Below are 24,838 nucleotides of genomic sequence, written 5' to 3' on the forward strand. Positions count from 1 at the left end.
CCCGGGCCGAACCTTGAGCCCGACCTCGATTCCGACCCCGACGCTACGCCCGCCGCCGGCCGGCCGGGGCCGACCCGCGGGGGCGTTCGGAAGCACCGCACCGGCGCGCACCGGCCGGCCCTACTCGTTGTGGAGGACCTCCGCGATGGTGAGGCGGGCCGCCGACCGGGCGGGGACGAGCGCGCCGAGGACGGCGATCGCCACGCCGGCCAGGGCCAGGCCGGCCAGCTGCGGTGCGTGCCAGACGTCCTTCATGGACTCGGCGAAGACGAGGACTTTCACGTGGTCGACGATCAGCCGGTGGGCGAGCATGCCGAGCGGGATGCCGAGCAGCCCGCTGACGGCGCCGAGCCCCGCGACCGAGGTCACCGTCATGGCGACGACCTGGCGGGGCGTCATGCCGATGGACTTCAGCATGCCCAGGTCCCGGCGGCGCTCCCGGACGTTCAGCAGGACGGTGTTGAAGACGCCGAGCGCGGCCACCACGGACAGCAGGAGGGTGAACACCGTGGAGAAGCCGATCACGGTCGCGGTGGCGGTGTTCGGGTCGGTGCTGCTCGCCGATGCCCGCAGGCCCGGTTCGGCGGCCGTCACGGCGGCGGCGTAGGCGGCCGCGTCCGTGCCGGGGGCGAGCCGCACGTCGTACTCGACCACGTGCGGTTCGGCGGTGAGGGCGGCCAGTGCGGCGGCGGTCGCCCCGACCGCCCGGGCATTGCCCTCCAGCGGCATGCCGACGACGGTGACGGGCAGACGGCGGCCCCGGAGGTCGAGCGTGATCCGGTCGCCGAGCTTCAGCCCGTGCTGGTCGAGGAAGGCCGGCCCGGCGATCACCTCGTTCGGCCCGGCCGGCACGCGTCCCTTGACCACGTGCAGCGCCAGGGCGGCCTCGTCCCCGTCGTAGAAGTCGCCGAACACGGTCTCGTCGTGGCCGACCAGGCCGAGCCGGACGAGCGCCCGCGAGGTCACCGCCGCGGCGCCGGGCGTGGAGCGGAGCAGGGCCGCGGAGCCGCTCTCGCCCAGCGCGGGCACCGGCTGGTGCTCGGCGGCGCTGCCGACCTGCACCCTGACCCGCGGCCCCGCGGCGCTGCCCTCCGGGGGTGCCGAGGCCGCGAGCATGGTGCTGCTCAGACCGGTGGTGAGGGTCACGGTGACCACACCGAGGACGATGGCCGACATGGTCAGCGCCGTCCGGCCGGGCCGGGCGAACGGCTGGCCCAGGCCGAGGCTCACCGCGCGCGGCAGCCGGGTGCCGCTCAGGGCCCGCTGGACCCGCAGACCGCGGCCGGTGCGCGGTGCGCTGCCCGCAGCGATCGCCCGGGCCGCGGACAGCCGGTGGGCGCGGGAGGCCGGCACCAGCGCGGCGACGGCGACCAGGGCCGGCACGGCGACCGGGCAGGCCGGCACCAGCCAGGCGGGCGGCTCCAGGGCCGCGGTGCCGGTCTCGATCCCGGCGAAGGTGACGCGCAGCACCGGGCCGGACAGCGCCCACCCGAGTGCGGTGCCGAACAGGCAGCCGACGACCGCGGGCACCGAGACCATGGCGAGGTACACGGCGACGACCTGGCGCGGGGTGAAGCCCAGCGCCTTGAGGACGCCGATGTGCCGGTACCCGGACACCACCGCGCCGCTGACGACGTTTCCGACGATCAGGACGGACACCAGCAGGCCGAGCACGCCGAAGACCGTGATGAACGGCAGGTAGGAGTCGGCCAGCGCCGAGTAGGCGGACTTCAGCGTCAGGTACGACCGGGCGCTCTCCAGGGCGCCCTCCGGCAGGCCGGCCGTCGCCGCGGCGAGCCCCGCCCGCACCCTCCCCTCCGTCGCGGCGGAGTCGAACCGGTACTGCATCTGCAGGCCGGACGGGTGCAGTGCGGCCGCCTGCTCGGGGGTGACCCACCCCCCGGCCGACTTGCTCATGCTGTTCGCGAAGCCGACCACCACCAGCGGCGGGGCCCCCGAAGGGGTGAGCCGGGCGCCCAGCATCGAGGCCGGCGAGCCGCGGAAGCCCTGGTTGACCACGATCTCGCCGGGGGCGGTGGCCCAGCGGCCGGCGAGGAGCTCCACCCGGTCCACCGGGCCCGCCGGATCGGCCCGGCCGACCACCGTCAGCCGGCCGGGCGGGTGGCCCAGCCAGTCCTCCGGCATGTCGAGGTCGGCCTGCGCGAACGGCCCGGCCGCGGCCTCGACGCCCGGCCGCCGGGCCGTGTCGGCCAGCTGCGCCGGGGTGGTCCTCGCGGCGTCGAAGGCGGCCACCGCATGGGCGCCGCGCTGCCCGTCGAAGGCCGCGTCGAACGGCGCGGAGGCGGCGGTGAGCACCGACAGCGCCAGCACGACGGTGGTGGTGGCGCAGAACACGACCAGGCCGATGACGGCGGTCTGCAGCCGGCGGCGCGCGACCGCCGCCCGGGAGGCCCGCCACACGGCGCTCATGCGGTGCGCTCCGGGGTGCCCTCGTCGATGCCGCTCTCGCGGGCCACCCGGCCGTCGGCGAACTCCACCAGGCGTCCGGCGCAGCGGGCGGCCAGCTTCGGGTCGTGCGTGACGATGAGCAGGGTCTGCCCGATCTGGTTGAGGTCGATCAGCAGGTCCATCACCTGCTCGCCGGAGCGGCTGTCCAGGGCGCCGGTCGGCTCGTCGGCGAGCAGCAGCGCCGGACGGTTCATCAGTGCCCGGGCGACGGCGACCCGCTGGCGTTCGCCGCCGCTGAGCGCGGCCGGGTAGGTGTCCTTGCGGGAGGCCACCCCGAGCTCGTCGAGGAGCTCCACGGCCCGGCGGCGCGCCTGGCGGGCCGGGGTGCCGGTCAGCTGCGCGGCGAGGGCGACGTTGTCCAGCGCGGGCAGGTCGTCGATCAGGTTGAAGAACTGGAAGATCATGCCGATGTTGCGGCGGCGGAACAGCGCCAGCCCGGTCTCGTTCAGCGCGCCCAGGTCCTGGCCGTGCACGCGGACGGTGCCGGCGGTCGGGCGGTCCAGCCCGGCGACCATGTTGAGCAGGGTGGACTTGCCGCAGCCCGAGGGGCCCATCACGGCCACCGCCTCGCCCGCCCGGATCTGCAGGTCGACGCCGTCGAGGGCCTTGGCGTCCCCGTACTCCTTGTGGACACCGGACAGGTCCACGACGGTCGGCGGAGCGCCGTCGTGCCCGGTGGTGCCGTGTCGGTCAGTGGTCATGGGACGAACGTAGGAGCAGGGGCGCCGTCCCCGCGTCGGACTGCGGATGTAACTGTCGGGGCACGTAGTACCGGGGATGTACCGGGGCGGCACCTGGGGAGGATGTGGATCACCTGGGCCGGCTGGGAGACTGACGGTGTGTGGGGATCGGAGACGGGTCTGCTGCCGTGGGCCGCCCTGGTGGCGGTGAGCATCGTCGCGGCCTGGCTGGGCGTGGCGCTGGCCGGGGCGCGGCGGAAGTACCGGGCGGCCGTCGGCGAGCGCGGCTGGCTGCTCGAGCGGGAGCGGGAGAGCGCGGCACTGGCGGCGGTCGACGCGGAGCGGGCGAGGATCGCCGCGGAGCTGCACGACATCGTCAGCCACAACGTGAGCCTGATGGTCATTCAGGCCGGGGCCGCCCGCGAGGTGCTGGCCACCATGCCGCAGGAGGCCGCGACCGCGATGGGCGCCGTCGAGGCCGCCGGGCGCGACACCATGACCGAGCTCCGCCACCTGCTGGGCCTGCTCGCACCCGCCCAGGACGGATCGGACGAGCCGTACGGCGCCGGGGCGGCCCGCGGCGCCCACGGCGCGGCGGACACCGACCGGTCGCCGCAGCCGAGCCTGAGCCGGCTCGGCCCGCTGATCGACCGGATCTGCTTCGCCGGCCTGCCGGTGGAGGTGCGGATCTCCGGCGAGGTGCGGCCGCTGCCGGCCGGGATCGACGTCACGGCGTACCGGATCATCCAGGAGGCGCTGACCAATGCACTCAAGCACGGCGACGGGGGGAGGGCCGAGGTGACGGTGCGGTACGCGGACCACAGCCTGCGGGTCGAGGTGCTCAACAGCGGGCCGAGCGTGCTGTCCGGCGAGGGCACGGCGCCCCGGCCCGGTGCCGTCGGCGCAGGGCGCGGGCTGGTCGGGCTGCGCGAGCGCGTCGCCGTGTACGGCGGCGACCTGGACGCCCGGCGGCGCCTCGGCGGCGGCTACCGGGTCCGCGCCAGGATCCCGCTGGACCGGCCGTGCTGACCGGCCCGCCGGCCGGGGACGGCCGGGCCGGGGAGGCCGGGGCGCCCGCTGCGACCCGGCCGCGGGTGGTGATCGCCGACGACCAGGAGCTCGTCCGCACCGGCTTCCGGATGATCCTCACCGCCCGGGGCATCGACGTCGTCGGCGAGGCCTCGGACGGCGCCGAGGCGGTCGCCGCCGTCCTCCGGCACCGGCCGGACGTCGCCCTCCTGGACATCCGGATGCCCGTGACGGACGGCCTGGAGGCCGCCCGGCGGATCATCGCGCAGGCCCCGCAGTGCCGGGTGGTCATGCTGACCACCTTCGACCTCGACCACTACGTCTACGCCGCCCTGGAGGCCGGGGCCAGCGGCTTCCTCCTCAAGGACGTCACCTCGGCCCACCTCGCCGCCGCGGTGCGCCTGGTCGACACCGGGGACGCCCTGCTCGCCCCGTCCATCACCCGCCGCCTGGTCGAGCGCTTCGCCTCCGGCGCACCCGGGCCGGCGACGGGTGACGGACGGGCCGCCGACCGGCGGCCGGGGCAGGCCGACCGCAGCCTGGAGCCGCTGACGCCCCGTGAGCGCGAGGTGCTGACCCTGGTCGGCCGCGGGTACTCCAACGCCGAACTCGCCGACCGGCTGACCCTCAGCGAATCCACCGTGAAGACCCATGTGGCCCGCATCTTCGCCAAGTCGGGCCTGCGCGACCGCGCCCAGGCCGTCATCCTGGCCTACGAGACCGGCCTCGTCTCACCCGGTGAACCCGGCGCGTCCGGTGTGCCCGGTGTGCCCGGTACCGGTCCGGCGGGGCCGGCAGGGGGCTGACATCCTGACGGACACCGTCCCCGTCGTCCCCGCCGTCCGCGTGCGGATCACCGGCACCGCCGGAGCGGGATCAGGCGAGGCCGAGGTGGGCCAGCGCCCGCTTCACCAGGATGCCCTGCCCGCCCGGCATCTCCTGCTGCACCTGCGGCGAGGCCGCCTCCTGCGGGGTGAACCAGACCAGGTCGAGCGCGTCCTGCCGGGGTCTGCAGTCGCCCGCCACCGGCACCACGTACGCCAGGGACACGGCGTGCTGCCGCGGGTCGTAGAAGGAGGTGACGCCCTGGGTGGGGAAGTACTCCGCCACGGTGAACGGCTGCAGCGAGGGCGGGATCTGAGGCAGTGCCACCGGCCCGAGGTCCTTCTCCAGGTGCCGCAGCAGCGCGTCGCGCACGCGTTCGTGGTACATCACCCGGCCGGAGACGACGGTACGGCTGACCGTCCCGTCCGGGCCGATCCGCAGCAGCAGGCCGATCTGGGTGACCTCGCCGGTGGCGTCGACCCGCACGGGCACGGCCTCGACATACAGGATCGGCATCCTCGCGCGGGCCGACTCCAGCTCGTCCGGGGCAAGCCAGCCCGGCGTGGTTTCCGTCATGTCAGACATTGGCTGATCGTACGTTCCGCAGGAGGTGAACCGCAGCGTCCGCCGGGAGCGTCCGCCTGTTTCTCACCTCGGCGGCCCGCCGCCGGCCGCCCCGGGCCGTCCGGTGCGCCGCCGCCGTGGAGACTGGCCCCATGACCGGTACTCCCGAGGACCCGCGCCCCGGCCCGTCGCAGCGCCCCGTCCCCGCCGAACTGCGCCCGTACCTGGAGGAGCTCGTCCGGCGGACGCACGCCGCCTGCGGCGACCGCCTGGTGAGTGTCCTCGCCGTGGGCTCCGTCGCCCTCGGGGACTACCGGCACGGGCGCAGCGACGTCGACGTCATGGTGGTCGTGGAGCCGTCCCTGCCCGGGGCCGCCCTGCACGAACTCGCCGAGGAACTCGCCCACCCGCGGCTGTTCTGCCCCGCGGCCGGCCTGGAACTGGTGGTGTACGGCACCGACGCGGTGAGCCGTCCCTCCGGCACGGCGGGCTACCTGCTGGACCTCAACACCGGCCCGCAGCTGCCCGACCGGGCCTCCTTCGACCCGGCGCAGTCCCCGGCCTTCTGGTACGTGATCGACCGCGCCGTCGCCCACCGGGCCGGGCTGGTCCTGTACGGCAGCCCCGCGGAGCGGGTGGTCGCCGCGCCGGACCGCGCCCGGGTGCTGGCCGCGATCGCCGCCTCCGTCCGGGAACACACCGAGGGGGAGGGGCACCTCGCGGACAACCGCGTCCTCAACGGCTGCCGCTCGGTGGTCTACTGCCGCACCGGCCGCTGGACGGCCAAGCGCACGGCGGCCCGCGAGATCGCCGCCACCGAGCAGCGCTTCGGCCCGCTCGTGGCGGCCGCCCTGCACAGCTTCGAACGCCCCCGCACCGCAGCAGCAGCCCTGCCCGCCCCCGAGGTCCGGACCTTCCTGCGTTGGGTACGGGAAGTCGTCGACGAAGCGGCCCGCCCCGCGGGGCCGTGACCCGGGCAGGTAGGGTCGGCAGTCGCCGGGGCAGTGTCGCGGCGCCGCGCGGAAGGAGTCCCGTTGCGCACCCACCGAGACCGTCTCCCTCAGATCCCGTACCCCGTCAACCGGTTGCCGGCCGGCGGCCCGTGGATGACCGAGCAGGAAGCGGCCGACCACCTCGGGATCGGCCACCTCCATCTGGGGTGGCTGATCGGGGCGTCGCACCGGCTGGAGATCGTACGGACCACCAGCCCGGCCTGCGCCGTGACCCGGGCCGGCGTGGAGACCGAACAGCAGTGGCGGGCCACCGCCTCGCGCAGGCAGAAGGCCTGGCGGCTGCTCAGGGACGTCCTCATGGGGTTCTGAGCGGGCGGGCTCGTCGTCCGGAGCAGCGGGTGGCCCCGGCCCGCCCCCGGAAGGGCGGGCCGACGGGCCGGGGTCAGGACTCCAGGGACATGTAGAGGCGGGTGCCCTGGGGGTGGAAGCCGATGCGCTCGTAGACGCGGCGGGAGCCGTCGCCGGAGTACTCCAGCCAGACGGAGTCCGCGCCCTTGTGGAACATGGCCTCGGCCAGTGCGGCGGTGACGGCCGCTGCGATGCCGCGGCCGCGGAAGGCGGGGCGGGTGCCGACACCGGCCAGCTCCGAGGTGCCGACGGCGGGGGCGGAGCAGGTGGCACCGCCCGCGCAGCTGCCGTCGGGGGCGCGGACGAACCGGACGGCGCCGCCGCTCTCCTGGTTCCTGCGAAGGCGGTTGGCCCCCTCGGGGGAGGAGGCGAACTCGCCGGAGAAGGCCTCGGCCAGTGCGGCGTCGACGGCCGAGTAGTCCGCGTCGCTGTCGGGCGTCTCCACCACCGGCCCGGACGCACCGTCGGCCTGCGGCATCCTCAGGGAGCCGGGCGTGCAGACCAGGTACTCGTGCACCGCTTCGACGGTGAAGCCGGCGGCGCGCAGGGCGGGTTCCACGGCGGGGGCGCCGTCGGGGGCGAACTCCAGCCGCGGCTTGAGGCCGCGCTCGCGGAAGGCGGCCACCAGGGCGGCGACGTCGGAGCCGGTCGGCGCCGCGCCGAGCAGCGGGGTGGCGTAGTTGATGTACGGGCTGGTGGTGTCGGGGTCGAACCCCACGACGAAGCCCCCGGCCTCGACGACCACGGGACGGCGGCGGAGGTTGGCGACGGCAAAGCTCTGGACAGGGGTGTCCACGGTGATGATGACCTCACGTCATGACAAGGGTGGGCGCGTGCGCCCGCCGCACAGGGCGGGACGGGTGGCCGCGCATGGTGTCGGCCCGGCCTCGGGCCGGTACCGTCGCCGCGCAGGGCAACGGCAGATGCGGTGCGTGGCACCGCGCGTGGGGCCGCCGTGAGGTGACGTGCCAGGCAGTGAGGGTGCGCGGAAGCGCAGACCGCTCAGTGCCGACGGCGGCCGCTGGGGGACGCCGAGACCATGGACTTCAATCCCTCGGTAAGAGTGCGTGTGCACTCCCTTTCGGAGCGCGGGCCCACACTGCCACGGCGAGTGGCAGGTGCGCAACAGGCTTTCGGGCAACGGGTACCGGGTGGTCGGCCGGGCCGGGGCACCGCCGGGAAGCACCGGGCAGGCCACACCGCCGGCCGGTGCGTGCACCACTGCTTCCGCGGCTGACCTGGGAAGAAATGCCGGTGCGCCGCCGGTCCGTGCGCTGACATACTCCGTGCGGACATCGAACAAGGAGGTGCGGACGATGAAGCTTGCCGAGGCGCTGGCGCTGCGGGCGGACGCAGTGCGCCGGGTGGAGCAGCTGCGCACCCGGATCGCCGCGAGCGCCCGCTACCAGGAGGGCGAGGAGCCGGCCGAGGACGCCGGACAGCTGCTGGCGGAGTCCGCCGCGGTCCTGGACGACCTGGAGTCGCTCGTCCGCCGGATCAACCGGACCAACGCCGCTGCCGCGCTCGACGGCGGCGGCACCCTCACCGACGCACTCGCCCGCCGGGACGTGCTGCGGCTGCGCCACTCCGTGGTCACGGCCGCGGCCGACGCGGCCGCCGGGCAGTACGGTGCCGCGCGGCAGCTGCGCTCCGAGCTGCGGATGCTCTCGGCCCTGCCGGTGGCCGAACTCCGCAGCCGGGCAGACGCCCTGGCACGCGAGATCCGGGAGGTCGACGTACGCATCCAGCGTGCGAACTGGGAGGTCGACCTGCTGGACTGACGACTCGGCGGTGTGGAGGAGCAGGTAGGCGTTCACGGAGGCGTGCACAAGCCGAGGGCCGGCGGTTCATCCGGCCCACTCGTGGTGCGCGGAGGGCAGCGCAGGGGTTCGACTCCCCGATGACGAGGCAGCCCAGCAACGCGAACACGAGACGGTGCACAGCACACAGCACACAACCACGTGCAGATCCGGAACGCCGAGGGCGGGCTCGGGGCGCCTCCACACCGCCGGCACCACCCCGGCAGCCGTCACAGCGTGCCCGTGTCCGGGTTGCGGGCGGTGAGGCAGTAGAGACCGTCGGAAGGGTCGCGCATCACCGTCCAGTGCGGGTGTTCGGCGACCGTCACCGCGCCGAGCTCCTCGTGGGCGGCCCGTGTCGCGGAGCGATCCGCGCAGGCGAGGTCCGGGTGGGCGCCGGCGGGCCGGGACACGTCCAGCCGGTGCAGCAGGATCCGGATCGGGAGCTCCGCCGGCGCCTTCACCACCCGGAACTCCGGGCGGGAGCCGCTCAGCACGGGCCAGCCGGTCAGCCCGCCCCAGAACTCCGCCTCCGCCTCGTAGGCGTCCGCCGTGACGTCGAGCGCCACCTGGTCGAGCCGGGTGCCCTCGAAGACCTCCGGCCGCCGCGACTCGCCGTGCCACGGCACCGCGCAGATCGGCACACCGGCGGGGGAGGCGAGCACCACGTACTCGCCGTGGTCCGCGACCACCGCTGCACCCAGCTCCACCGCCCGCCCGGCCAGCGCCCGGACGTCCTCCACGGCCAGGTCGAGGTGCACCCCGCCCCCGCCCTCCGCGACGCCCTGCAGCTTGACGCAGGCCTCCGCCGCGCCGTCCGGCACCAGCGTGGCGAACTCGTCCACCGCACCCCGCCGCGCGGACAGCGCAGTCCCGGTGACCGCCGTCCAGAACTCCGCGGCCTCCCCGAACCGCGCCCGCGGCCGGTCCACGAACGCATGCACCCACCGGATCACGCCTGCCTCCATCCCCTGCCCGCCGCCTGCGGCGACCTGCTGTGATGCTAAGCGGTCTTGCGCAAGTCGGCCGCGGTGAGGGCATATCGGCTGGTGGGGGGCTGCCGTGCCGAGACTGCTGGTGCTTGAGCTTATGCCGGATCAGAAGAGTGGCGTGGAGGAACTGCTGCGGCGCCGGGATCTGGCGCCGCACACGCGGATGAGGGCCGAGTGCGTCCGGCCGGCCGGCCAAGGGCGGACGGCAACGGAGATCGCGGGCATCGTGACGGTGCACCCTGCCACGGTGCGGGGAGCGCTTCGCCGGTACGACGCCGGCGGGCTGTCGGCGCCGGCGGACGCGCCCCGCAGCGGTCGGCCGCCGAAGATCACTCGGGCCGACCTGGACGCGCTGGAGAGCATGCTGGGGGAGTGCGCCGAGAACGGGGGCCCATCCTGGACGCCGCCCAGAATGGCGGCGTGGCTGGAGCGCGGGCGCGGCGTGCGCATCCACTCCGCGCGGCTGTCCGTGCTGCTCAAACGGGACGGCTTCCGCTACAAACGGACCCGCACCACCGTGCGGCACAAGGCCGACGAGGCCCCCAGCGGTCCGCGAGGGACCCGCTGGAGGGCCTGCGGCTGTACGGCTGGGGGCCGAAGCCGGCGACATCGAGCTCTACTACCCCGACGAGGCCGGCTTCGCCCCGACCCTCCCGACCGGGTACACCTGGGCCCGCCGGGGCACCCGCGCCCTCGTCCTGCAGGAAGGCACCTGCGGCCGACGGGTCAATGCCCTCGGCGCCCTGCGCATCGACGGCCCCGACCCACAGCTGGTGTTCCGTACCACCACCGGCAAGATCACCGCCGACGTGCTGCTCGACTTCCTGTGCACCCATATCGCCGACCTGCCCGCAGGCCGGGACACCCTCCCGGCCCGGCCCGCCGTTCGGTCACATCCCGAGGTCGCGCACCGTGGTGCTGGACAATGCATCCGCGCACGTCAGCCGGGTCGTCAAAAGCGCACGACCGCTCCTGGAGGCCACGGCGTCACCCTCTACTACCTGCCGCCCTACAGCCCGGAGCTGAACAGGATCGAACGCGTGTGGCGATCGGTGAAGCACGAAGACATCCCGATCCGCGCCTACCCGTGGATCCAAGAACTCCAGGCAACCGTCGACCAGGCCCTCGCGCACCGGAACGCTCAACTCCGAACAACGGAAGCCAACTTACGCAAGACCGCTTAGGCAGGACCGGCGCGCCTGAGTTCAGCCAGATAGGCGTACACCTCGGGGAGCTTGGGGTGCTGGGGGCCGCCGACGCGCACCAGGTCCGCGATCAGCCGTTCGGTCGCCGCGATCGCCTCGGCGAGCCGCCCGGCCTGGTCGTAGCCGGAGATGAGGGAGATCAGGGCGTCCAGGGTCCCCGGGTCGTCGAGGCCCCGGCTGTGTTCGCGCGCGGCGAGGGACGCCTTCAGGTACGGCAGGGCCACCTCCGGGCGGCCGGCTTCCAGGTGGGCGATCGCGAGGTTGTGGTAGCGGTAGGAGATCGCGTCGCTGTCGGCTCCGTGGATCTGCTCGAAGCCGCGGACGACCCGTTCGTAGCAGGCGATGGCCCCGTCGAGGTCACGGGCGTCGTGGAGGAGGTGGGCCAGGTTGTCCACCCAGATGTAGGTGTTGAGGTGGTCCGGGCCGTAGAAGCGCTCCTTGTCGGCGAGGATCTCCCGGCACAGCGCCGTGGCCTCGGGCCGGCCCGCCTTGTGGTAGGCGGAGAACAGTTTCTGCTTGCGGGCCTCCAGCCGTTCGCCGCCCGGCGGCAGGAGGCGCCTGCTGCCGGCCACGGTCTCCTCCAGCAGGGCGATCGCCCGGTCGGTGTCGCCCGCCGCCGCGTAGGCGTCCGACAGCTTCTCGCGGCGGTCGAGGATCCGCTCCTCGCCGCGGTCGGGGCCGAGTTCGCTGCCCTCCAGGGCCCGTTGCAGGTACGGGAGGGCCTCGGTCGGGCGTCCCGCCGAGAGGTGGGCGCTTCCGATCCCGTCCAGGGTCAGCAGGGTGTCGCGGGCGTACGGGCCCAGGGTCGCCGTCTGGTGGTCCAGGTTGACCAGGAATAGGGGGATCGCCCGGTCCTGCATGCGCGTGTCTCCGGGCGGGGCGGCGGCCGACCAGACGCACAGGAAGAAGGCGTAGTCGTGGCGCAGCCCCAGGACCTCGGGGTGGCCCGGGCCCAGCCTCCGTTCCGCGTCGAGCAGGTTGTCGCGCATGCGCAGGGTGGTGTCCATGCTGAGGTGCGTCGGCCCCTCGCCGTGCTCGCCCAGCCGGAGGTCGAGGGGGTCTTCCGGACTGCCGGACTCCGGCGGCGGGTTCGGTGGCTGTTCTGAGTGGTCAGGGTGCTCGGGGTGCGTCGGCCTTCCGGGGTCCGGCGGGGTGCCCTTGGTGCGTTTCCTGCGGAACATTCGCGGTCACTCTCCCTGCCTCGGTGGCGGTCACATGGGGGACCCGAGGTCCCGTACGAGCTCCAGCAGTTCCCGGACTGCGGCCGACGGCGCCCTCCCCCGGTCGAGGTAGGCGCCGAGGAGTTTCCGGTCTGCCGGGGTGAGCGAGGCTAGCGGCCTGCCCACGAAGGAGAGCGGGTCGCCGAGGTCGTGCACGGCCGAGCCGTGGACCACGTGGCGGCCACCGGGCGGGGCGGCCAGCAGGCGCGGCGGGTCCTCGCGCGACGCCCCCGCGAGCAGGCGCGGCGCCGGTACCGGGGCGAGGGTGATCGAGTCGTGGAAGTGCGTCCTCGCCCCGCCGCGGGACCGGCCGCCGACGACGCGCCATCCGGGGACGGCGATCAGGTCCTCCAGCGGCGGCCCGACGTGCCAGGCGGTCACCGCGATCCGGTCGGACTCCTGCTGGAACAGGTAGACGCCGCCGGTCGACGCGGCGGTGACGAACTCCTCGGGGGACAGGAACACCGCGGACTCGACCGTGCCGTGCTGCTCGGGCACCCCCCACCAGCCGTCGGCCGACAGCGGCTCCAGGGCGGCGTCGGTGAGGAGCACGCGGCGCCGGTCCGCCAACAGGAGCCGCTCGCCGGAGGGGTCGACGGCGTGGGCGGTGACGTGCTCCAGACCGAGGTCGTCGTACAGGTCGACCTGCTCCAGCCGACCGTCGTGCGTGCCGATCAGGGCAGCCGTCGTGCCCCGCAGCAGGACGACGAAGACGTGCGAAGTGGCGAAGATCCGGGCCCCGTTGAGGGCTCGGCCGTGCGCGAGAACCTCCGCCCCGTACGGCCCGTGGAGGACGAGTTCCGGTTCCGCCCGGTACGGCTGCGTGCGCAGGGCGACGACCGCGTCGTCGCCCAGGCAGGTCACGGCGGCGGAGCCGGTCCTGCGGGGGTGGTCGGCGGACCAGAGCACGGAGCGGGAGCGGAGGTCGTACACGTCGATGCGCGTGGTGAACACGCCGTCGGGGTGCGCCCCGCCGGGCAGGTACGCCTCCCGGACCATGACCGGTGCCCGCCCCGGCCCTCCGGGGGCGAAGGAGAGCAGGCCGGCCCCCGACAGGCCGACCATCCCCAAGCCCCCGAGGTCGGGCAGCCGCCACACGGCCGACTCGGCGGCGGCGCGGGCCGTGCGCTCGGCGGCCCGCGGCCGGTGGCGCCGCGAGGTGAGCCGGGCGACCAGACCACGGGGGTCCTCGGGCGGGGCCCAGTGCTCGGCCGGGTGGCGGTGGGCGATCCGCAGCGCGTCGGTGACGGGGACCGCTCGCATGAGGCTCCAGAGCCCCACCGGGTCGGCGGCCCGTACGAGTCGCTCGGCCGCCGCGTCGATCTCGGCCGGCGCTCCCCAGGCCAGGCGGTCGGCGCCGCGCCGTTCCCGTAGGTAGAGCAGCGCGGTGCCGATGGCACGGCGTTCGGCTTCGGCGGCGTCCCGGCCGTCGGCGGTGTCGGGAAGGCGGGCGAGGCGCTCCCGGTGCAGGGCGAGGCTCTCCTCGACGATCGCGGTGGCCCGGGTGTGCCGCTCCAGGGAGATGAGCTTGGCCGCGGCGTCGTCGAGACGGGCGGCGAGGAGGTCCTGGAAGCGGGGGCCCACCTCGGCGAGTTGGCGGTAGAGGCGGATGGATTTCAGGAGCGCGTCGACGGATTCGGCGTGCCGCCCGGCGTCCCACAGGTGCAGGCTCTGGGTGTACAGGCCGTCCGCGAGCTCCTCCCCGTGGCCGGCCGGGTGGAGGCCCGCCATCTGGATCAGGAACTCCACCATCCGGCCGGCGCCCTCGGCGGCCTCCGCCGAGCGCCCGGACTCGGCCAGCAGGTAGCCGTTCACCATCTCCAGGTGGTTCATGTCCGTCGCCAGGGCCAGGTACAGCACGGGGTCGCGGTCCAGGATCTCCCCGAAGAGCCGCTGTGCCTCGGCCACGGACGCGTGTGCGGCCGCCGCGGCCCCGGTCTGCCGGAGCGCGAAGGCGAGCCGGGTGTGCGCCTGGGCCAGGGAGCCCAGGACCTCGTCGTCCACCGTGTCCTGCTCCAGTAGCCCGATGGCCTCGCGGAGGAGTTCGACCTGGCGCTCGGAGTCGATTTCCTCGATGAAGAGGCCGCCCAGGTTGAGGAGGGCTTCGGCGTAGTCGGGCCGGTGTACCGGATCCTGTCGGGCGGCCTCCCGGGTGAGCCGTACGACCTCCTCCATGAGCGCCAGCGCGTCGCTCCTGCGGTCCGCCTTGAGGTGGGCGGCGACCAAGTCCGGTAAGAGCCGGGCCCGTTCCGTGGGGTCGGTGGCCCCTTCGAGGCGGTGGGTGGCGAGGCGCGAGGCCAGGACTGCGGTGCCGGTCTCCAGCCGTACGTCGCGCGAGGACACCAGCGGCTCGACGGCCTCCAGGACGTCGAGGTCCACGGAGTCGAGGGCGGCGAGCGCGGCCAGGACGGCGCCGCCGCCCCGGACGGCGAGGGCGGGGTCGCGGCGCAGCAGCGGGAAGAGGACGGCGGGGCCGACGTGCGGCCAGCGTTCGGCGGCGGCGATGAGGAAGGTGAGGGCGCGGGGGGTCCAGGGGGGTGCGGCTCCTCCGTCGCGTTGGAGGATGCGGGTGGTGCCGGTGACCGACCACAGGTCGGTCGGGTATCCGGTGACGGGGCTCCCGGGGAGGGTGAGGGCGAGGTAGTCCTCGGCGAGCCGGTCGGGGAGCAGCGGTTCGAGTACGTGGTCGGCCGCCGGGTCGGTGGGCGGGTAGTGCACGGCGTGGGCGGTCAGCGCGTGGTCGGCCGGGGTCCGTAACAGGAGGCGGTCCAGCAGGGGGCGGGCGGCGTCGCGGCGCATCGGGCCGGTGAGGACGGCGGTGAAGACGGTACGGGCGAGGTCGAGGCCGCGGCGGTCGTCGGCGGCGGCGTCCGCGACCGGGGCGCCCGGGGCGCGCGCGTCGGGGCGGCGCCAGTTCTCGTGCTCGCGGTCGAGGAGATAGGCGGTCATCCCGGCGAAGTCCTCGGGTGGTTCCCGGCCGGCGGCGCGGGCGTCGACGGCGGTGAGCGCGGCCATGTGGACGGCGAGGGTCAGCCCGAAGTCGGGGCGGGCGAGATCCTCGTGGGGCGGGCGGAGGGCTTCGAGGGCGCCGGGGTCCGGGTAGTGGGCGGCGAAGCCCCGGCAGGCGGCCTCGAACATCCGGGCGCGCTCCCCCTGCCGGCCGGAGTCGGCCAGCGGGTCCAGCGGCTGGTCGGAGAGGTCGGTGGGGCGCCGTCGGCGGCCGAGCTGGGCGCGCAGGGCGGGCCAGGGCCGCACGGAGCGGGCGATGAGCAGGACCCGCGCGGGGAGTTCGCCGCGCAGGAGGCCGTTGTGGAAGAGCCAGGCGAGGTGGGCGTCCGGCCAGCGGTCGGCGTAGTCGACGAGGATCAGCACCCCGGCGCGGTGGTCGGTGCGCAGGTCCTGGCTGCCCTCGGCGGGCGGGTGGGTGTCGGTGCCGTGCACGGCGTCGACGACGAGCCAGCCGGCGTCGGCGCATTCGGCGGCGAAGCGGGCCGCGAGGCGGGACTTGCCGGCGCCGCCGGGTCCGTGCAGCCACCGCACGGCCGCCCGCGCGGGCTGGTCGCGCCACGCGCGGAGCCGGCCCAGCTCCGCCTCGCGGCCGGTGAACTCCACGATCTCGCTGCGGGCGTCGAGCATCCTGCTGGGCTGGGCGCGCAGCCAGGCGGAGTCCCGTCGCAGGCCGTCGGCGGCGCCGTGGGTGTCGCGGGCGTACAGCAGGTAGACGGGGGTGCCGTCGCCGAAGACGTGGATGTCGGCGCCGACCGCGCCGTAGGCGAAGCCGGCGACGGCGCGGACCTGCTGGTGGACCTCGTCGGGGAGGTCCACGGTCAGCCGGTCCCGTCCGCGCCGTCTTCGTCGGCGGGCGGTGGCACCTGCCTCTCGGCCGCCTGGTGGTAGTGCAGGCTGCCGCCCTGCACGGCGAAGAGGGTGCCATGGTCGCGGGCGGTGTTCGACTGCGTCCACACCTGGCGTTCGGCGGGCAGGCCGTCCTGTACGCGGGCGACGAGTTCCCGTAACTCGCTCTCGGAGTCGGGGTGTTCCTCCAGCAGCAGGAGCAGCCGCCGACGCCATACGGGCAGCAGCTCGGCCCGGATCTCGTCCGCGCCGGCCGGCTCGGCGCGGCCGACGAGGACGGCGTCCTCGTCGAGCTGCGCGCCGATCGCCTCCCCGCGGGCCTCGCCGCCCCGCCCGAAGAGCCGGACGACCCCGCCGCGGGTGCCCTGCCACAGGTCGGTGGCCATGGCTCCGATCAGCGCGCTGGCCCCCGCGCCGGCGAGCGCCGTCAGTGACTCGGCCAACATCCGTCCTCCCGACTCCGATGTGGCGGGCGGCCCCGAGAGACCCAACTCCGCCCGTACCGAACCAGGTTAGCCCGGGCCGGGCCGCGCCGGTCCCGCCCGGATGAATGATTTCGATGTTCTCGGTGGTCGTAGGCGATCAGGGATCGTTTGATCTCGGCGCCGGTGGTCCAGTCGTACCGGATGCCGGCGGCGGGGGCGAGGAGTCGTTGTCCGGTGCGGGCGAAACCCTTGTCGGCGAGGATCACCTGTCCTGCGCGAACGAGGTGGTGGTCGCGTTCCGGTAGCGCGGCCATCACCTCGCGCTCTCCGGGTTCCGGGTTGGCCGGGCACCAGGTGACGGGTGTGCCCTCGGCGGTGGTGACCGGGTGGAGGCGGAACCCCCCCATCGGACTCATTCATCCAGGGCGTGCCCCCTACTGCTCACCCGGGTTTCGTGCCGGTGCCCCCACCTGGCACTCTGTGCTGCAATGCGGCGGTGACGTGAAGGGTTCGGGTGGCAGGGGTGCGCGGGTTCGGTCAGCTGGAGGCCGAGATCATGAACCGGCTGTGGTCGTGGGGCAGACCCGCCACCGTCCGGGAGGTCGTGGACGACCTCAACCGGGTGCGGCCGGTGGCCTACACGACCGTCAACACGGTCGCCGACATCCTGTACCGCAAGGGCTTCCTGGCCCGCACCAAGGAAGGCCGCGCCTGGGTGTACGCACCCGCGAGGTCCCGCGAGGCGTACACCGCCGAGCTGATGCGCGAGGTGCTGGGCGAGGCACCCGACGCCCGTGCGGCGCTGATGCTGTTCGTCGGCGGCATGGACGCCGGCCAGGCGGCGGTCCTGCGCGAGATCCTCGCCGAACCCGAACCCGAACCCGAACCCGAACCCGCACGCGAACCCGAACCCGAACCCGCACGCGAACCCGAACCCGCGCTCGGGGACGACAGGTGAGCGCGCTCGCCGTGCTGACCGCCCTGGTGCTGGCGGCCGGCTGGTGGCTGCCGGAGCGCCTCGAGCGGGCCGCCTGGACGGCACGTGCCCCGCGGGCCGCCGCAGCCCTCTGGTGCGCCCTGCTCGGATTCTGCGCCACCGCCCTGGCCATGGGGGCGCACCAGGCGCCGGCCGGCCACCACGCCACCTGGCTGGCGGGCTGGCTGCGCGCCGGGGATGCCGCATCCGCGGACGAGGGCTGGGGCGGGCACGCGCAGGCCCTGCTGCTGGCCACGGCGGTGTTCGCCGCGGCCGCCGCGGTGATGGCCACGGGCTGCGTCCGGGCCGCCCGCGCGCGGGCTCGGCACCGGCGGCTGCTCGACCTGATCGGACGTCCCGCGGCGGACGGGACCGTCCTGGTGGACGACCCGCGTCCGGCCGCCTGGTGCGTGCCCGGCCGCGGTGGCCGGATCGTCCTCACCAGGGGCGCCGCCGAGCAGCTGACCGCCCCGCAGCGGGCGGCCGTCCTGGCCCACGAACGCGCCCACCTGGCGGGCCGCCACCACCTGCCGGTCGCCGCCGTGGGCGCCCTCGGCCGGGCACTGCCGTGGCTGCCGCTCGCCCGCGCCGCCGCCCGGCGCGTTCCCGTCCTGTGCGAGATGGCGGCCGACGACGCCGCCGTGCGCATCGCCGGCCGGGACGCCGTTGCGCACGCCCTCTGCCGGGTCGCTCCGCACCCGGCGCCCGAGGGCGCGCTGGCGCTCGGCGCGCACGAAGCCGTGGAGCGCCTGCGCCGCCTGACCACCCCTCAGGCCGAACTGCCCGCCGCCGCACGGATCGCCTGCTGGACGGCAGCCGCCCTGCTCCCGGCGCTCCCCGTCCTGATCGCCTGCGGCCCCTGAACCGTCGGGCGCGTTTCCTCCGGGGTGTCCGACTGCCTTCGGCGGCGCGCCGGGGCAGGATCGCCCTCCGATCGCCCTCCGATCGCCCTCCGGAGGGGGCCGCTTGCCACGCCCCCGCCCTCGTCTACTAAGTTACTTAGCACAAACGCGGTCGGCGGTCGCCGCCGCATGTTCGACGACGCCTGCCGCACCCGCGGCGGCCCGCACGACAGCCAAGGAGTGACCGCACGCCATGGGGACCCGACGCAAACCCGCTCCGCCCAGCCGTGCCCGCATCGCCATCGTGACCACGGCCGCCGCCGGCTCCGCCCTCTTCGCCTCCGCGGGCGGCGCCCAGGCCGAGCCCAAGGCCGACCTCGCCACCGTCAAGGCCCAGGTCGACGAGCTCAACGAGCAGGCCGAGGCGTCCACGGAGAAGTACAACAAGTTCAAGGAGGACCAGCAGCGCCTGCAGAAGGAGGCCACCCAGCTGCAGGACCAGGTCGCCGCGGCCCAGGAGAAGATGGGCGGTCTCAAGGAGCGCCTGTCCGCCGTCGCCGCCGACCAGTACCGCACCGGGAACGTCGACCCGACGGTCGCCCTGATGCTCTCCGCCGACCCCGACAACTACCTCCGGCGCGCCTCCGCCCAGGACATCGCCGCCAGCTCGCAGAGCGACCTGCTGCACCTCCTCCAGGAGCAGCAGCGCCGCCTGGACCAGCGGCGCGCCGAGGCGACCGCCGTCCTGGCCCAGCTCGACCAGGCCGACCGGGCGCTGGCCGCCGAGAAGAAGCAGGTCCAGTCGAGGCTGTCCGAGGCCACCAAGCTGCTCAACACCCTCTCGGCCGCCGACCGCGCCAAGGTGAACGCCCAGGACTCGCGCTCCTCCCGGGACTCCGCCCGCGAGACGTACAACGGCCCGGCCACCGGCCGCGCCGCGGTCGCCGTCCAGTTCGCCTACGCGCAGTTGGGCAAGCCCTACGAGTGGGGCGCCACCGGCCCCGGCACCTTCGACTGCTCGGGCCTGACCGGCGCCGCCTGGCGTGCGGCGGGCGTCTCGCTGCCCCGGGTCTCCCAGGACCAGTGGAACGCCGGCCAGCGCATCGCCAAGAGCAACCTCCAGCCCGGCGACCTGGTGTTCTTCTACTCCGATCTGCACCACGTCGGCATCTACATCGGCGGCGGCAAGATGATCCACGCCCCGCGCACCGGCAAGAACATCGAGATCACCCCGATCGAGTACATGCCGTACGTGGGCGCCGTCCGCCCCTGAACCGCAGCGTTCGGGCTGCAGTTCCCCCGCGGATCCGTCGGATTCCGGACGGGTCGTCGTCGGTCTTGCCGCCGGTGACGACCCGTCCGGACACCCGGGAGCGCTCCGACCACGGTTGCCCGCGCCGTCCTCGCCCCGATCCGGGTCACCATGCGCTGATGACCGGCGCGTCGGGTTCGTGCTGCCGCCAGGCCTCGTTGAGGCGCGCGAGCCGGCCGACGGCGGCGATGCCGCACAGGGACGCGACCTTGCCGTCGCTGATTTCGAACGCCACGGTGCCCACGACCCGGTCGTCGACCACGGCGACGATGGCCGGGGAGCCGTTGACCTGCACGATGTGCATCGCGGGGGAGCCGCCGGCCAGCCGCCGCTTCGCCGGAGTGGGCTTGAAGCCGGCCCGCACGTAGACGGCGATGCGCTCGCGCGTGCCGTACCGCAGCAGCCGCCTCGCCAGTCCGGCGCCGTCCGAGACCGCGGTCGCGTCGGCGGTGAGCATCGCCACCAGCCGTTCGGTGCGCCCCGACGTGGCGGCGGCGAGGAACTCCTCGACGATCCGGCGCGCGGACGCGGGGTCCACCTCGTCGCCGCCGCGGCGCTCGGCGGCGACCCGGCGTCGGGCCCGGTGGACGTGCTGTTGGCTGGCGGACTCGGTGATGCCGAGGATCCCGGCGATCTCGGCATGGGGGTACGAGAAGGCCTCGCGCAGGACGTAAGCGGCCCGCTCGACCGGCGAGAGGCGCTCCATGAGGGTCAGTACGGCCAGGGACACCGATTCGCGCTGCTCGAAGGTGTCGGCGGGGCCGAGCATCGGGTCGCCCTCCAGGAGCGGCTCGGGCAGCCAGTCCCCGGCGGCGCGCTCGTGGCGCGCCTGCGCCGAGCGGAGCCGGTCGATGCAGAGATTGGTGACGACCTTGGTCAGCCACGCCCCCGGCACCTCGATGCGTTCCCGGTCCGCGGCCTGCCAGCGCAGGAACGCGTCCTGCACGGCGTCCTCGGCGTCGGCCGCCGAGCCGAGCAGACGGTACGCGAGCGAGGCCAGCCGGTCCCGGCCGGCCTCGAACCGATCGACGGCTGCGCTGTCCATGCGGAGCAGCCTATGCCGCGACCCTCGCACCGGCCCGGTCGGGCGCGGTGGCCAGGCGGCGCCTGCGCTTCGGCATGCCGAAGGTCGGGTGGTCGATGCCCCATCCGGCCCCCTTGAGCACGCCCGACTTGAGCCGCGCGGCGGTCCGGCCGCCCAGGTACCAGGACTTCGACCGGACGTCCCCGTCCACCATCTGGAAGATCGCGTCCCGCCGCCCCAGGCTGATGTGGTTGCCGTGGTACTTCAGCCCGCCGGTCGGGACCTCACTGCCCGTCAGGCGCGCGATGATGGAGGCGGTCGCCTGCATGTTGGTGAGGCCGGCCGAGGCGCAGGACATCGGCAGCGGGCGGCCGTTCTCGCCGATCGCGTAGGCGCAGTCGCCGGCGGCGTAGACGTCCGGGTGCGAGACCGAGCGCATGGTGCGGTCGACGACGATCTGGCCGGTCCCGGCGACCTCCAGCCCGCTGGCGGCCGCGATGGGGTGCACGGCGAAGCCGGCCGCCCACACGGTCACATCGGCCGGGACGGACCTACCGTCGGTGGTGATCGCCCGTGCCGGCTCGACGGCTTCGACACCGGTGTGCTCGTGGACGGTGATGCCGAGCCGGTCGAAGGCCCGGTGCAGGTGACGGCGGGCCTTCGGGGAGAGCCAGGCGCCCAGTTCGCCGCGGGCGGCGAGTGCGACCGAGAGGTCGGGCCGGGACTCGGCGAACTCGGTGGCGGTCTCGATGCCGGTCAGTCCCTCGCCGACGACCAGCACGGTGCCGCCCTCGCCCAGCGCGGCCAGGCGCTCGCGCAGGCGCAGCGCCGAGGACAGGCCGGTCACGTCGAAGGCGTACTCGGCCGCGCCGGGGACGCCGTGGTGGGCCACGGAGCTGCCGAGCGCGTAGAGGAGCGTGTCGTACGCGAGCTCGCCGTCGCCGTCCTCACCGGTCACGGCGACGGCCCTGTGCCCGGGGTCGACGCCGGTGACGCGTGCCAGGCGCAGCCGTACCCCGGTGCCGGCGAAGACGTCGGCGAGCTTGCGGAACGCGAGGTCCTGGCCGGCCGCGAGCTGGTGGAGCCGCATCCGCTCGACGAAGTCGGGCGCGGCGTTGACGACGGTGATCTCGGTGTCGGCGGGGGAGAGCCGGCGGGCCAGGTTTCCGGCGGCGAAGGCGCCCGCGTATCCGGCGCCGAGTACGACGATGCGGTGCTTCATGGCGTTGCTCCTGTCTCGTTCGCGTGCCCCTTGAACGAGACGGCGCCCCGATTGCTGACAGGGGCCGGATGTGACGCGGGTCACAGGAGCAGGACGGGCGGCTGAACGTCCGTCACGGCGGGACGTGTGGTTCCTGCGGAGGGAGTCGTCCGTCTGCGGCGGACCGAAGGGGCGAAGGAGAACACCCATCCTCCGCCACTCTCAACGTATACCGCAGTGGGGGTCTTGCGGCAAGGCCCCGGTCATGCCGCAAAATCGCTGGCTGAAGCCGGAAGCTGCGGAAATGGGAGATTTGCGAAGTGCCTGTGCTTTTGTTGATCCATGCCTGGTGCGGCGCCGCCGAACCGGCGGCGGGAAGTGCGCTGCGGCAGCGGGCACTCGGCGCGGAGGAGCGGCAGTGCGTGCCGACCGAAGCCCCGGCGACGGCCCCGGATCGGAGCGCATGACATGAACCCTCTGACCACCAGCGCGTTCGACCTTCCCGACCGTCTCGCCGCCAAGGCCGACCCGGTACTGATCGCCGACGACGAGCGGCACTTCGCGGCCGTCGCGGAGAGCCTCGACCGGGCGGTCGCCGAACTGTCCGACCTCCTCGACGCCGCGCGCAGGGCGCCCGGCGGCGCCGGCCGCGGTGCGATGGACCGGGACGCGGAGGTCCACCGCCTGACCGGCCGGCTGCGCGCCCTGCGCCGTTTCGGCCTGGACCTGTGCCTCGGCCACATCGTCGGCGCCGACGGCGCCGGGCCCGTGTACATCGGACGGCTCGGCCTGACCGACGGCGAGGGCCGCCGACTGCTGCTCGACTGGCGTTCGCCCGCGGCCGAGCCGTTCTTCGCCGCGACCCACGCCAACCCGATGGGCCTGGCCAGCCGCCGCAGGTACCGCTGGACCCGCGGCCGGATCAGCGACTACTGGGACGAGGTGTTCACCGCCGACGGGCTGGAGGGGCGCGCCGCGCTCGACGACCAGTCCGCCTTCATCGCCAGCCTGGGCGGCAACCGTTCGGCCCGGATGCGGGACGTGCTCTCCACCATCCAGGCCGACCAGGACGCCATCATCCGGGCGGGCTCCCGCGGCGCGCTCGTCGTCGACGGCGGCCCGGGCACGGGCAAGACCGTCGTCGCGCTGCACCGCTCCGCCCACCTCCTCTACTCCGACCCCCGGCTCGGCCACCGGCGCGGCGGCGTCCTGTTCGTGGGCCCGCACCAGCCCTACCTGGCGTACGTCGCCGACGTCCTCCCCAGCCTCGGCGAGGAGGGTGTGCAGACCTGCACCCTGCGCGACCTCGTCGCCGAGGGCGCGGGGGCGGCGGTCGAGACCGACCCCGAGGTGGCCCGCCTGAAGTCGTCCGCGGACATGGTCAAGGCGATCGAAAAGGCCGTCAGGTTCTACGAGGAGCCGCCCACCGAGGGGATGACGGTCTCGACGCACTGGTCCGACATCTGGCTGAGCGCCGAGGACTGGGCCGATGCGTTCGACGCACCGGACCCGGGCACGCCGCACAACGAGGCCCGCGAGCAGGTCTGGGACGAGCTGGTCACGATCCTGCTGGACAAGTACGACGGCGACGACGTCCCGCCCGAGCAGTTCCGCAGGTCGCTGCAGCAGGACGAGGAACTGGTCACGGCCCTCCACCGCGCCTGGCCGCTGATCGAGGCGGCCGACCTCGTCGGGGACCTGTGGTCCGTCCCCGCCTACCTGCGGATGTGCGCCCCCTGGCTCACCCCCGACGAGGTCCACAAGCTCCGGCGCCGGGACGCCCAGGCCTGGACGGTGTCCGACCTGCCGCTCCTGGACGCGGCCCGGCAGCGCCTCGGCGACCCGGAGGCGGCACGGCGGCAGCGCCGGCACAGGGCCGCCGTCGCCGCCGAACGCGCGCGCATGGCCGACGTCATCGACCACCTGCTGCAGGCCGACGACGACGGCGAGGGCGCGGTGACGATGCTGCGCGGACGGGACCTGCAGGACAGCCTGGTCGACGGGGCCGCGCTGCCCACCGCCGACCCGGACCGGCTGGCCGGCCCGTTCGCGCACATCGTCGTGGACGAGGCGCAGGAACTGACCGACGCGGAGTGGCAGATGCTGCTGCTCCGCTGCCCGTCCCGGAGCTTCACCGTCGTCGGCGACCGCGCCCAGGCCAGGCACGGGTTCACCGAGCCGTGGCAGGAACGGCTCGAGCGGATCGGGTTCGACCGGATCACCGTGGCCTCACTGGGCATCAACTACCGGACACCGGCGGAGGTCATGGCCGAGGCCGAGCCGGTCGTCCGGGCCGCGATCCCGGACGCCAACGTGCCGGCCTCCGTCCGCAGCAGCGGCATCCCCGTCGTCCACGGATCCGTCTCGGAGCTGGACCGGATCATCGAGTCCTGGCTCGCCGAGCACGCGGAAGGGATCGCCTGCGTCATCGGAGACCCGGAGTTCCGGGAGATGCCCCGGGTGCGGTCGCTGACCCCGGAGCTGTCGAAGGGGCTCGAGTTCGACCTGGTCGTCCTGGTCGACCCGGAGGCGTTCGGTACCGGCGTCGAAGGTGCCGTCGACCGCTATGTCGCGATGACCCGGGCGACCCGGCAGCTCGTCGTCCTCACGAGCCCGTGACCGGCTCCTGACCCCGGCAGGGCCGTTGCCCCCACCGTTGCCGGTCCTCTCGGCGGCCGCGCCGGGCGCTTCAGCCGCCGTGCCGGGCGCTTCCGGCGTCGGCGCGGAGGCAGGAGGGGAAGCCGGGGTGCGTCGACCAGGCGGCGAGGCCTTCGAGGGCCACGGCCCAGGCCCGTGCGGCCTCGCCCGCCTCGCCCCTCGCCAGGGCCTCCTCGGCCCTGGCGAGGTGCTGGTCGACGGCACCGGACCAGGCGTCGAGCGCCGTGGCGATCTTGGCGCGGCCCGGCCGCAGCCCTGCCGCGCCGCGCTGCCGGCGCGCAGTGACGAACGCGCGGGCCGCACCGAGCTGCTCGGGGGTGGGGAGGCCGTCGGGAAGGCCGTGCGGAGTGCTCATGCCGTGTCCTCGGTGGCGGTACGGCCGCGGCCCTGCCGCAGGTCCG

At 74.6% G+C, this 24,838-nt stretch carries 21 protein-coding genes and 2 pseudogenes; 11 read left to right on the forward strand and 12 right to left on the reverse strand.

Annotated elements, in window-relative coordinates; translation table 11 throughout:
• Positions 1–120: 120 nt before the first annotated feature.
• Together AB0M03_RS01065 and AB0M03_RS01070 are read right to left on the reverse strand one after the other, a co-directional pair.
• Entirely contained in the window at positions 121–2,430 is a 2,310-nt protein-coding gene (locus AB0M03_RS01065) for an ABC transporter permease (protein ID WP_363486968.1), read from the reverse strand.
• Entirely contained in the window at positions 2,427–3,170 is a 744-nt protein-coding gene (locus AB0M03_RS01070; RefSeq protein ID WP_363486970.1) for an ABC transporter ATP-binding protein, read from the reverse strand. The genes AB0M03_RS01065 and AB0M03_RS01070 overlap by 4 nt, the downstream gene beginning before the upstream one ends.
• A 138-nt stretch (positions 3,171–3,308) precedes the next feature.
• Between AB0M03_RS01070 and AB0M03_RS01075 the strand changes: the two genes are divergently transcribed.
• Both AB0M03_RS01075 and AB0M03_RS01080 read left to right on the forward strand, forming a co-directional pair.
• Positions 3,309–4,178, forward strand: a complete 870-nt coding sequence (locus tag AB0M03_RS01075; RefSeq protein ID WP_363486972.1) for a histidine kinase — start codon at positions 3,309–3,311, stop codon at positions 4,176–4,178.
• Between the two features lie 65 nt (positions 4,179–4,243).
• Positions 4,244–4,984, forward strand: coding sequence for a response regulator transcription factor (locus AB0M03_RS01080; RefSeq protein ID WP_363487387.1), 741 nt, complete (start codon positions 4,244–4,246; stop codon positions 4,982–4,984).
• 70 nt (positions 4,985–5,054) lie between these two features.
• Here the strand turns inward: AB0M03_RS01080 and AB0M03_RS01085 are convergent, their stop codons facing one another.
• The gene (locus AB0M03_RS01085; RefSeq protein ID WP_363486974.1) at positions 5,055–5,588 is read right to left on the reverse strand and encodes an NUDIX hydrolase family protein; all 534 of its coding nucleotides are present in this window, start codon (positions 5,586–5,588) and stop codon (positions 5,055–5,057) included.
• A 131-nt stretch (positions 5,589–5,719) separates the two neighbouring features.
• Between AB0M03_RS01085 and AB0M03_RS01090 the strand changes: the two genes are divergently transcribed.
• Positions 5,720–6,538 carry a nucleotidyltransferase domain-containing protein gene (locus AB0M03_RS01090; RefSeq protein WP_363486976.1) on the forward strand — a complete coding sequence of 273 codons (819 nt, stop codon included), beginning with the start codon at positions 5,720–5,722 and terminating at the stop codon, positions 6,536–6,538.
• A gap of 63 nt (positions 6,539–6,601) precedes the next feature.
• Positions 6,602–6,889, forward strand: a complete 288-nt coding sequence (locus tag AB0M03_RS01095; RefSeq protein WP_363486978.1) for a hypothetical protein — start codon at positions 6,602–6,604, stop codon at positions 6,887–6,889.
• A gap of 73 nt (positions 6,890–6,962) precedes the next feature.
• On the opposite strand, the gene AB0M03_RS01100 is transcribed toward AB0M03_RS01095, so the two are convergent.
• On the reverse strand, positions 6,963–7,724 hold the full coding sequence (locus AB0M03_RS01100) for a GNAT family N-acetyltransferase (RefSeq protein WP_363486980.1): 762 nt from the start codon (positions 7,722–7,724) through the stop codon (positions 6,963–6,965).
• A gap of 520 nt (positions 7,725–8,244) precedes the next feature.
• On the opposite strand from AB0M03_RS01100, the gene AB0M03_RS01105 reads away from it, so the two are divergent.
• Positions 8,245–8,709, forward strand: a complete 465-nt coding sequence (locus AB0M03_RS01105; protein WP_363486982.1) for a DIP1984 family protein — start codon at positions 8,245–8,247, stop codon at positions 8,707–8,709.
• 248 nt (positions 8,710–8,957) lie between these two features.
• Here AB0M03_RS01105 and AB0M03_RS01110 read toward each other — a convergent pair whose 3' ends face one another.
• Entirely contained in the window at positions 8,958–9,695 is a 738-nt protein-coding gene (locus AB0M03_RS01110) for a VOC family protein (protein ID WP_363486984.1), read from the reverse strand.
• A 187-nt stretch (positions 9,696–9,882) separates the two neighbouring features.
• Between AB0M03_RS01110 and AB0M03_RS01115 the strand changes: the two are divergent.
• A pseudogene (locus tag AB0M03_RS01115) lies at positions 9,883–10,245 on the forward strand (helix-turn-helix domain-containing protein); the annotation flags it as partial.
• A gap of 82 nt (positions 10,246–10,327) precedes the next feature.
• Entirely contained in the window at positions 10,328–10,903 is a 576-nt protein-coding gene (locus AB0M03_RS01120; protein WP_363487389.1) for a transposase, read from the forward strand.
• Here the strand turns inward: AB0M03_RS01120 and AB0M03_RS01125 are convergent.
• From AB0M03_RS01125 to AB0M03_RS01140, 4 genes and pseudogenes are all read right to left on the reverse strand, one after another.
• Entirely contained in the window at positions 10,900–11,931 is a 1,032-nt protein-coding gene (locus tag AB0M03_RS01125) for a tetratricopeptide repeat protein (RefSeq protein WP_363486986.1), read from the reverse strand. The two genes, AB0M03_RS01120 and AB0M03_RS01125, sit on opposite strands and share 4 nt — an antisense overlap.
• Before the next feature lie 204 nt (positions 11,932–12,135).
• Positions 12,136–15,969: an ATP-binding protein gene (locus AB0M03_RS01130; RefSeq protein ID WP_363486988.1), complete on the reverse strand. Its 3,834-nt coding sequence runs from the start codon at positions 15,967–15,969 to the stop codon at positions 12,136–12,138.
• Between the two features lie 2 nt (positions 15,970–15,971).
• Positions 15,972–16,445 carry a hypothetical protein gene (locus tag AB0M03_RS01135; RefSeq protein ID WP_363486990.1) on the reverse strand — a complete coding sequence of 158 codons (474 nt, stop codon included), beginning with the start codon at positions 16,443–16,445 and terminating at the stop codon, positions 15,972–15,974.
• Between the two features lie 122 nt (positions 16,446–16,567).
• Positions 16,568–16,825: pseudogene (locus tag AB0M03_RS01140) on the reverse strand (IS982 family transposase); the annotation flags it as partial.
• 122 nt (positions 16,826–16,947) lie between these two features.
• Between AB0M03_RS01140 and AB0M03_RS01145 the strand changes: the two are divergent.
• The 3 genes from AB0M03_RS01145 to AB0M03_RS01155 all read left to right on the forward strand — a co-directional run bounded on the left by AB0M03_RS01145 (position 16,948) and on the right by AB0M03_RS01155 (position 19,515).
• The gene (locus AB0M03_RS01145; RefSeq protein WP_363486992.1) at positions 16,948–17,382 is read left to right on the forward strand and encodes a BlaI/MecI/CopY family transcriptional regulator; all 435 of its coding nucleotides are present in this window, start codon (positions 16,948–16,950) and stop codon (positions 17,380–17,382) included.
• Positions 17,379–18,263 carry a M56 family metallopeptidase gene (locus tag AB0M03_RS01150; protein ID WP_363486994.1) on the forward strand — a complete coding sequence of 295 codons (885 nt, stop codon included), beginning with the start codon at positions 17,379–17,381 and terminating at the stop codon, positions 18,261–18,263. The genes AB0M03_RS01145 and AB0M03_RS01150 overlap by 4 nt, the downstream gene beginning before the upstream one ends.
• Positions 18,264–18,495: 232 nt before the next feature.
• A complete protein-coding gene (locus AB0M03_RS01155) occupies positions 18,496–19,515 on the forward strand; it encodes an NlpC/P60 family protein (RefSeq protein WP_363486996.1) in 1,020 nt (339 codons plus the stop codon).
• A 145-nt stretch (positions 19,516–19,660) separates the two neighbouring features.
• Here AB0M03_RS01155 and AB0M03_RS01160 read toward each other — a convergent pair whose 3' ends face one another.
• A complete protein-coding gene (locus tag AB0M03_RS01160; protein ID WP_363486998.1) occupies positions 19,661–20,599 on the reverse strand; it encodes a sigma-70 family RNA polymerase sigma factor in 939 nt (312 codons plus the stop codon).
• Positions 20,600–20,609: 10 nt separating this feature from the next.
• Positions 20,610–21,800, reverse strand: coding sequence for an FAD-dependent oxidoreductase (locus AB0M03_RS01165; RefSeq protein ID WP_363487000.1), 1,191 nt, complete (start codon positions 21,798–21,800; stop codon positions 20,610–20,612).
• Between the two features lie 447 nt (positions 21,801–22,247).
• Between AB0M03_RS01165 and helR the strand changes: the two genes are divergently transcribed.
• Positions 22,248–24,398, forward strand: a complete 2,151-nt coding sequence (gene helR, locus AB0M03_RS01170; RefSeq protein WP_363487002.1) for an RNA polymerase recycling motor ATPase HelR — start codon at positions 22,248–22,250, stop codon at positions 24,396–24,398.
• A gap of 70 nt (positions 24,399–24,468) precedes the next feature.
• On the opposite strand, the gene AB0M03_RS01175 is transcribed toward helR, so the two are convergent.
• A complete protein-coding gene (locus AB0M03_RS01175) occupies positions 24,469–24,792 on the reverse strand; it encodes a hypothetical protein (protein WP_363487004.1) in 324 nt (107 codons plus the stop codon).
• Positions 24,793–24,838 lie beyond the last annotated feature (46 nt).

This window comes from Kitasatospora sp. NPDC051914, assembly GCF_040680995.1.
GTDB lineage: Bacteria > Actinomycetota > Actinomycetes > Streptomycetales > Streptomycetaceae > Kitasatospora.

Bases quoted from the DNA above. Each gene is read 5' to 3' on its own strand.
- AB0M03_RS01160 (WP_363486998.1), bottom strand. From the start codon at position 20,599: ATGGACAGCGCAGCCGTCGATCGGTTCGAGGCCGGCCGGGACCGGCTG.
- AB0M03_RS01105 (WP_363486982.1), top strand. From the start codon at position 8,245: ATGAAGCTTGCCGAGGCGCTGGCGCTGCGGGCGGACGCAGTGCGCCGG.
- AB0M03_RS01070 (WP_363486970.1), bottom strand. From the start codon at position 3,170: ATGACCACTGACCGACACGGCACCACCGGGCACGACGGCGCTCCGCCG.
- AB0M03_RS01090 (WP_363486976.1), top strand. From the start codon at position 5,720: ATGACCGGTACTCCCGAGGACCCGCGCCCCGGCCCGTCGCAGCGCCCC.
- AB0M03_RS01165 (WP_363487000.1), bottom strand. From the start codon at position 21,800: ATGAAGCACCGCATCGTCGTACTCGGCGCCGGATACGCGGGCGCCTTC.
- AB0M03_RS01175 (WP_363487004.1), bottom strand. From the start codon at position 24,792: ATGAGCACTCCGCACGGCCTTCCCGACGGCCTCCCCACCCCCGAGCAG.
- helR (WP_363487002.1), top strand. From the start codon at position 22,248: ATGAACCCTCTGACCACCAGCGCGTTCGACCTTCCCGACCGTCTCGCC.
- AB0M03_RS01085 (WP_363486974.1), bottom strand. From the start codon at position 5,588: ATGTCTGACATGACGGAAACCACGCCGGGCTGGCTTGCCCCGGACGAG.
- AB0M03_RS01065 (WP_363486968.1), bottom strand. From the start codon at position 2,430: ATGAGCGCCGTGTGGCGGGCCTCCCGGGCGGCGGTCGCGCGCCGCCGG.
- AB0M03_RS01155 (WP_363486996.1), top strand. From the start codon at position 18,496: ATGGGGACCCGACGCAAACCCGCTCCGCCCAGCCGTGCCCGCATCGCC.
- AB0M03_RS01110 (WP_363486984.1), bottom strand. From the start codon at position 9,695: ATGGAGGCAGGCGTGATCCGGTGGGTGCATGCGTTCGTGGACCGGCCG.
- AB0M03_RS01135 (WP_363486990.1), bottom strand. From the start codon at position 16,445: ATGTTGGCCGAGTCACTGACGGCGCTCGCCGGCGCGGGGGCCAGCGCG.
- AB0M03_RS01125 (WP_363486986.1), bottom strand. From the start codon at position 11,931: ATGGACACCACCCTGCGCATGCGCGACAACCTGCTCGACGCGGAACGG.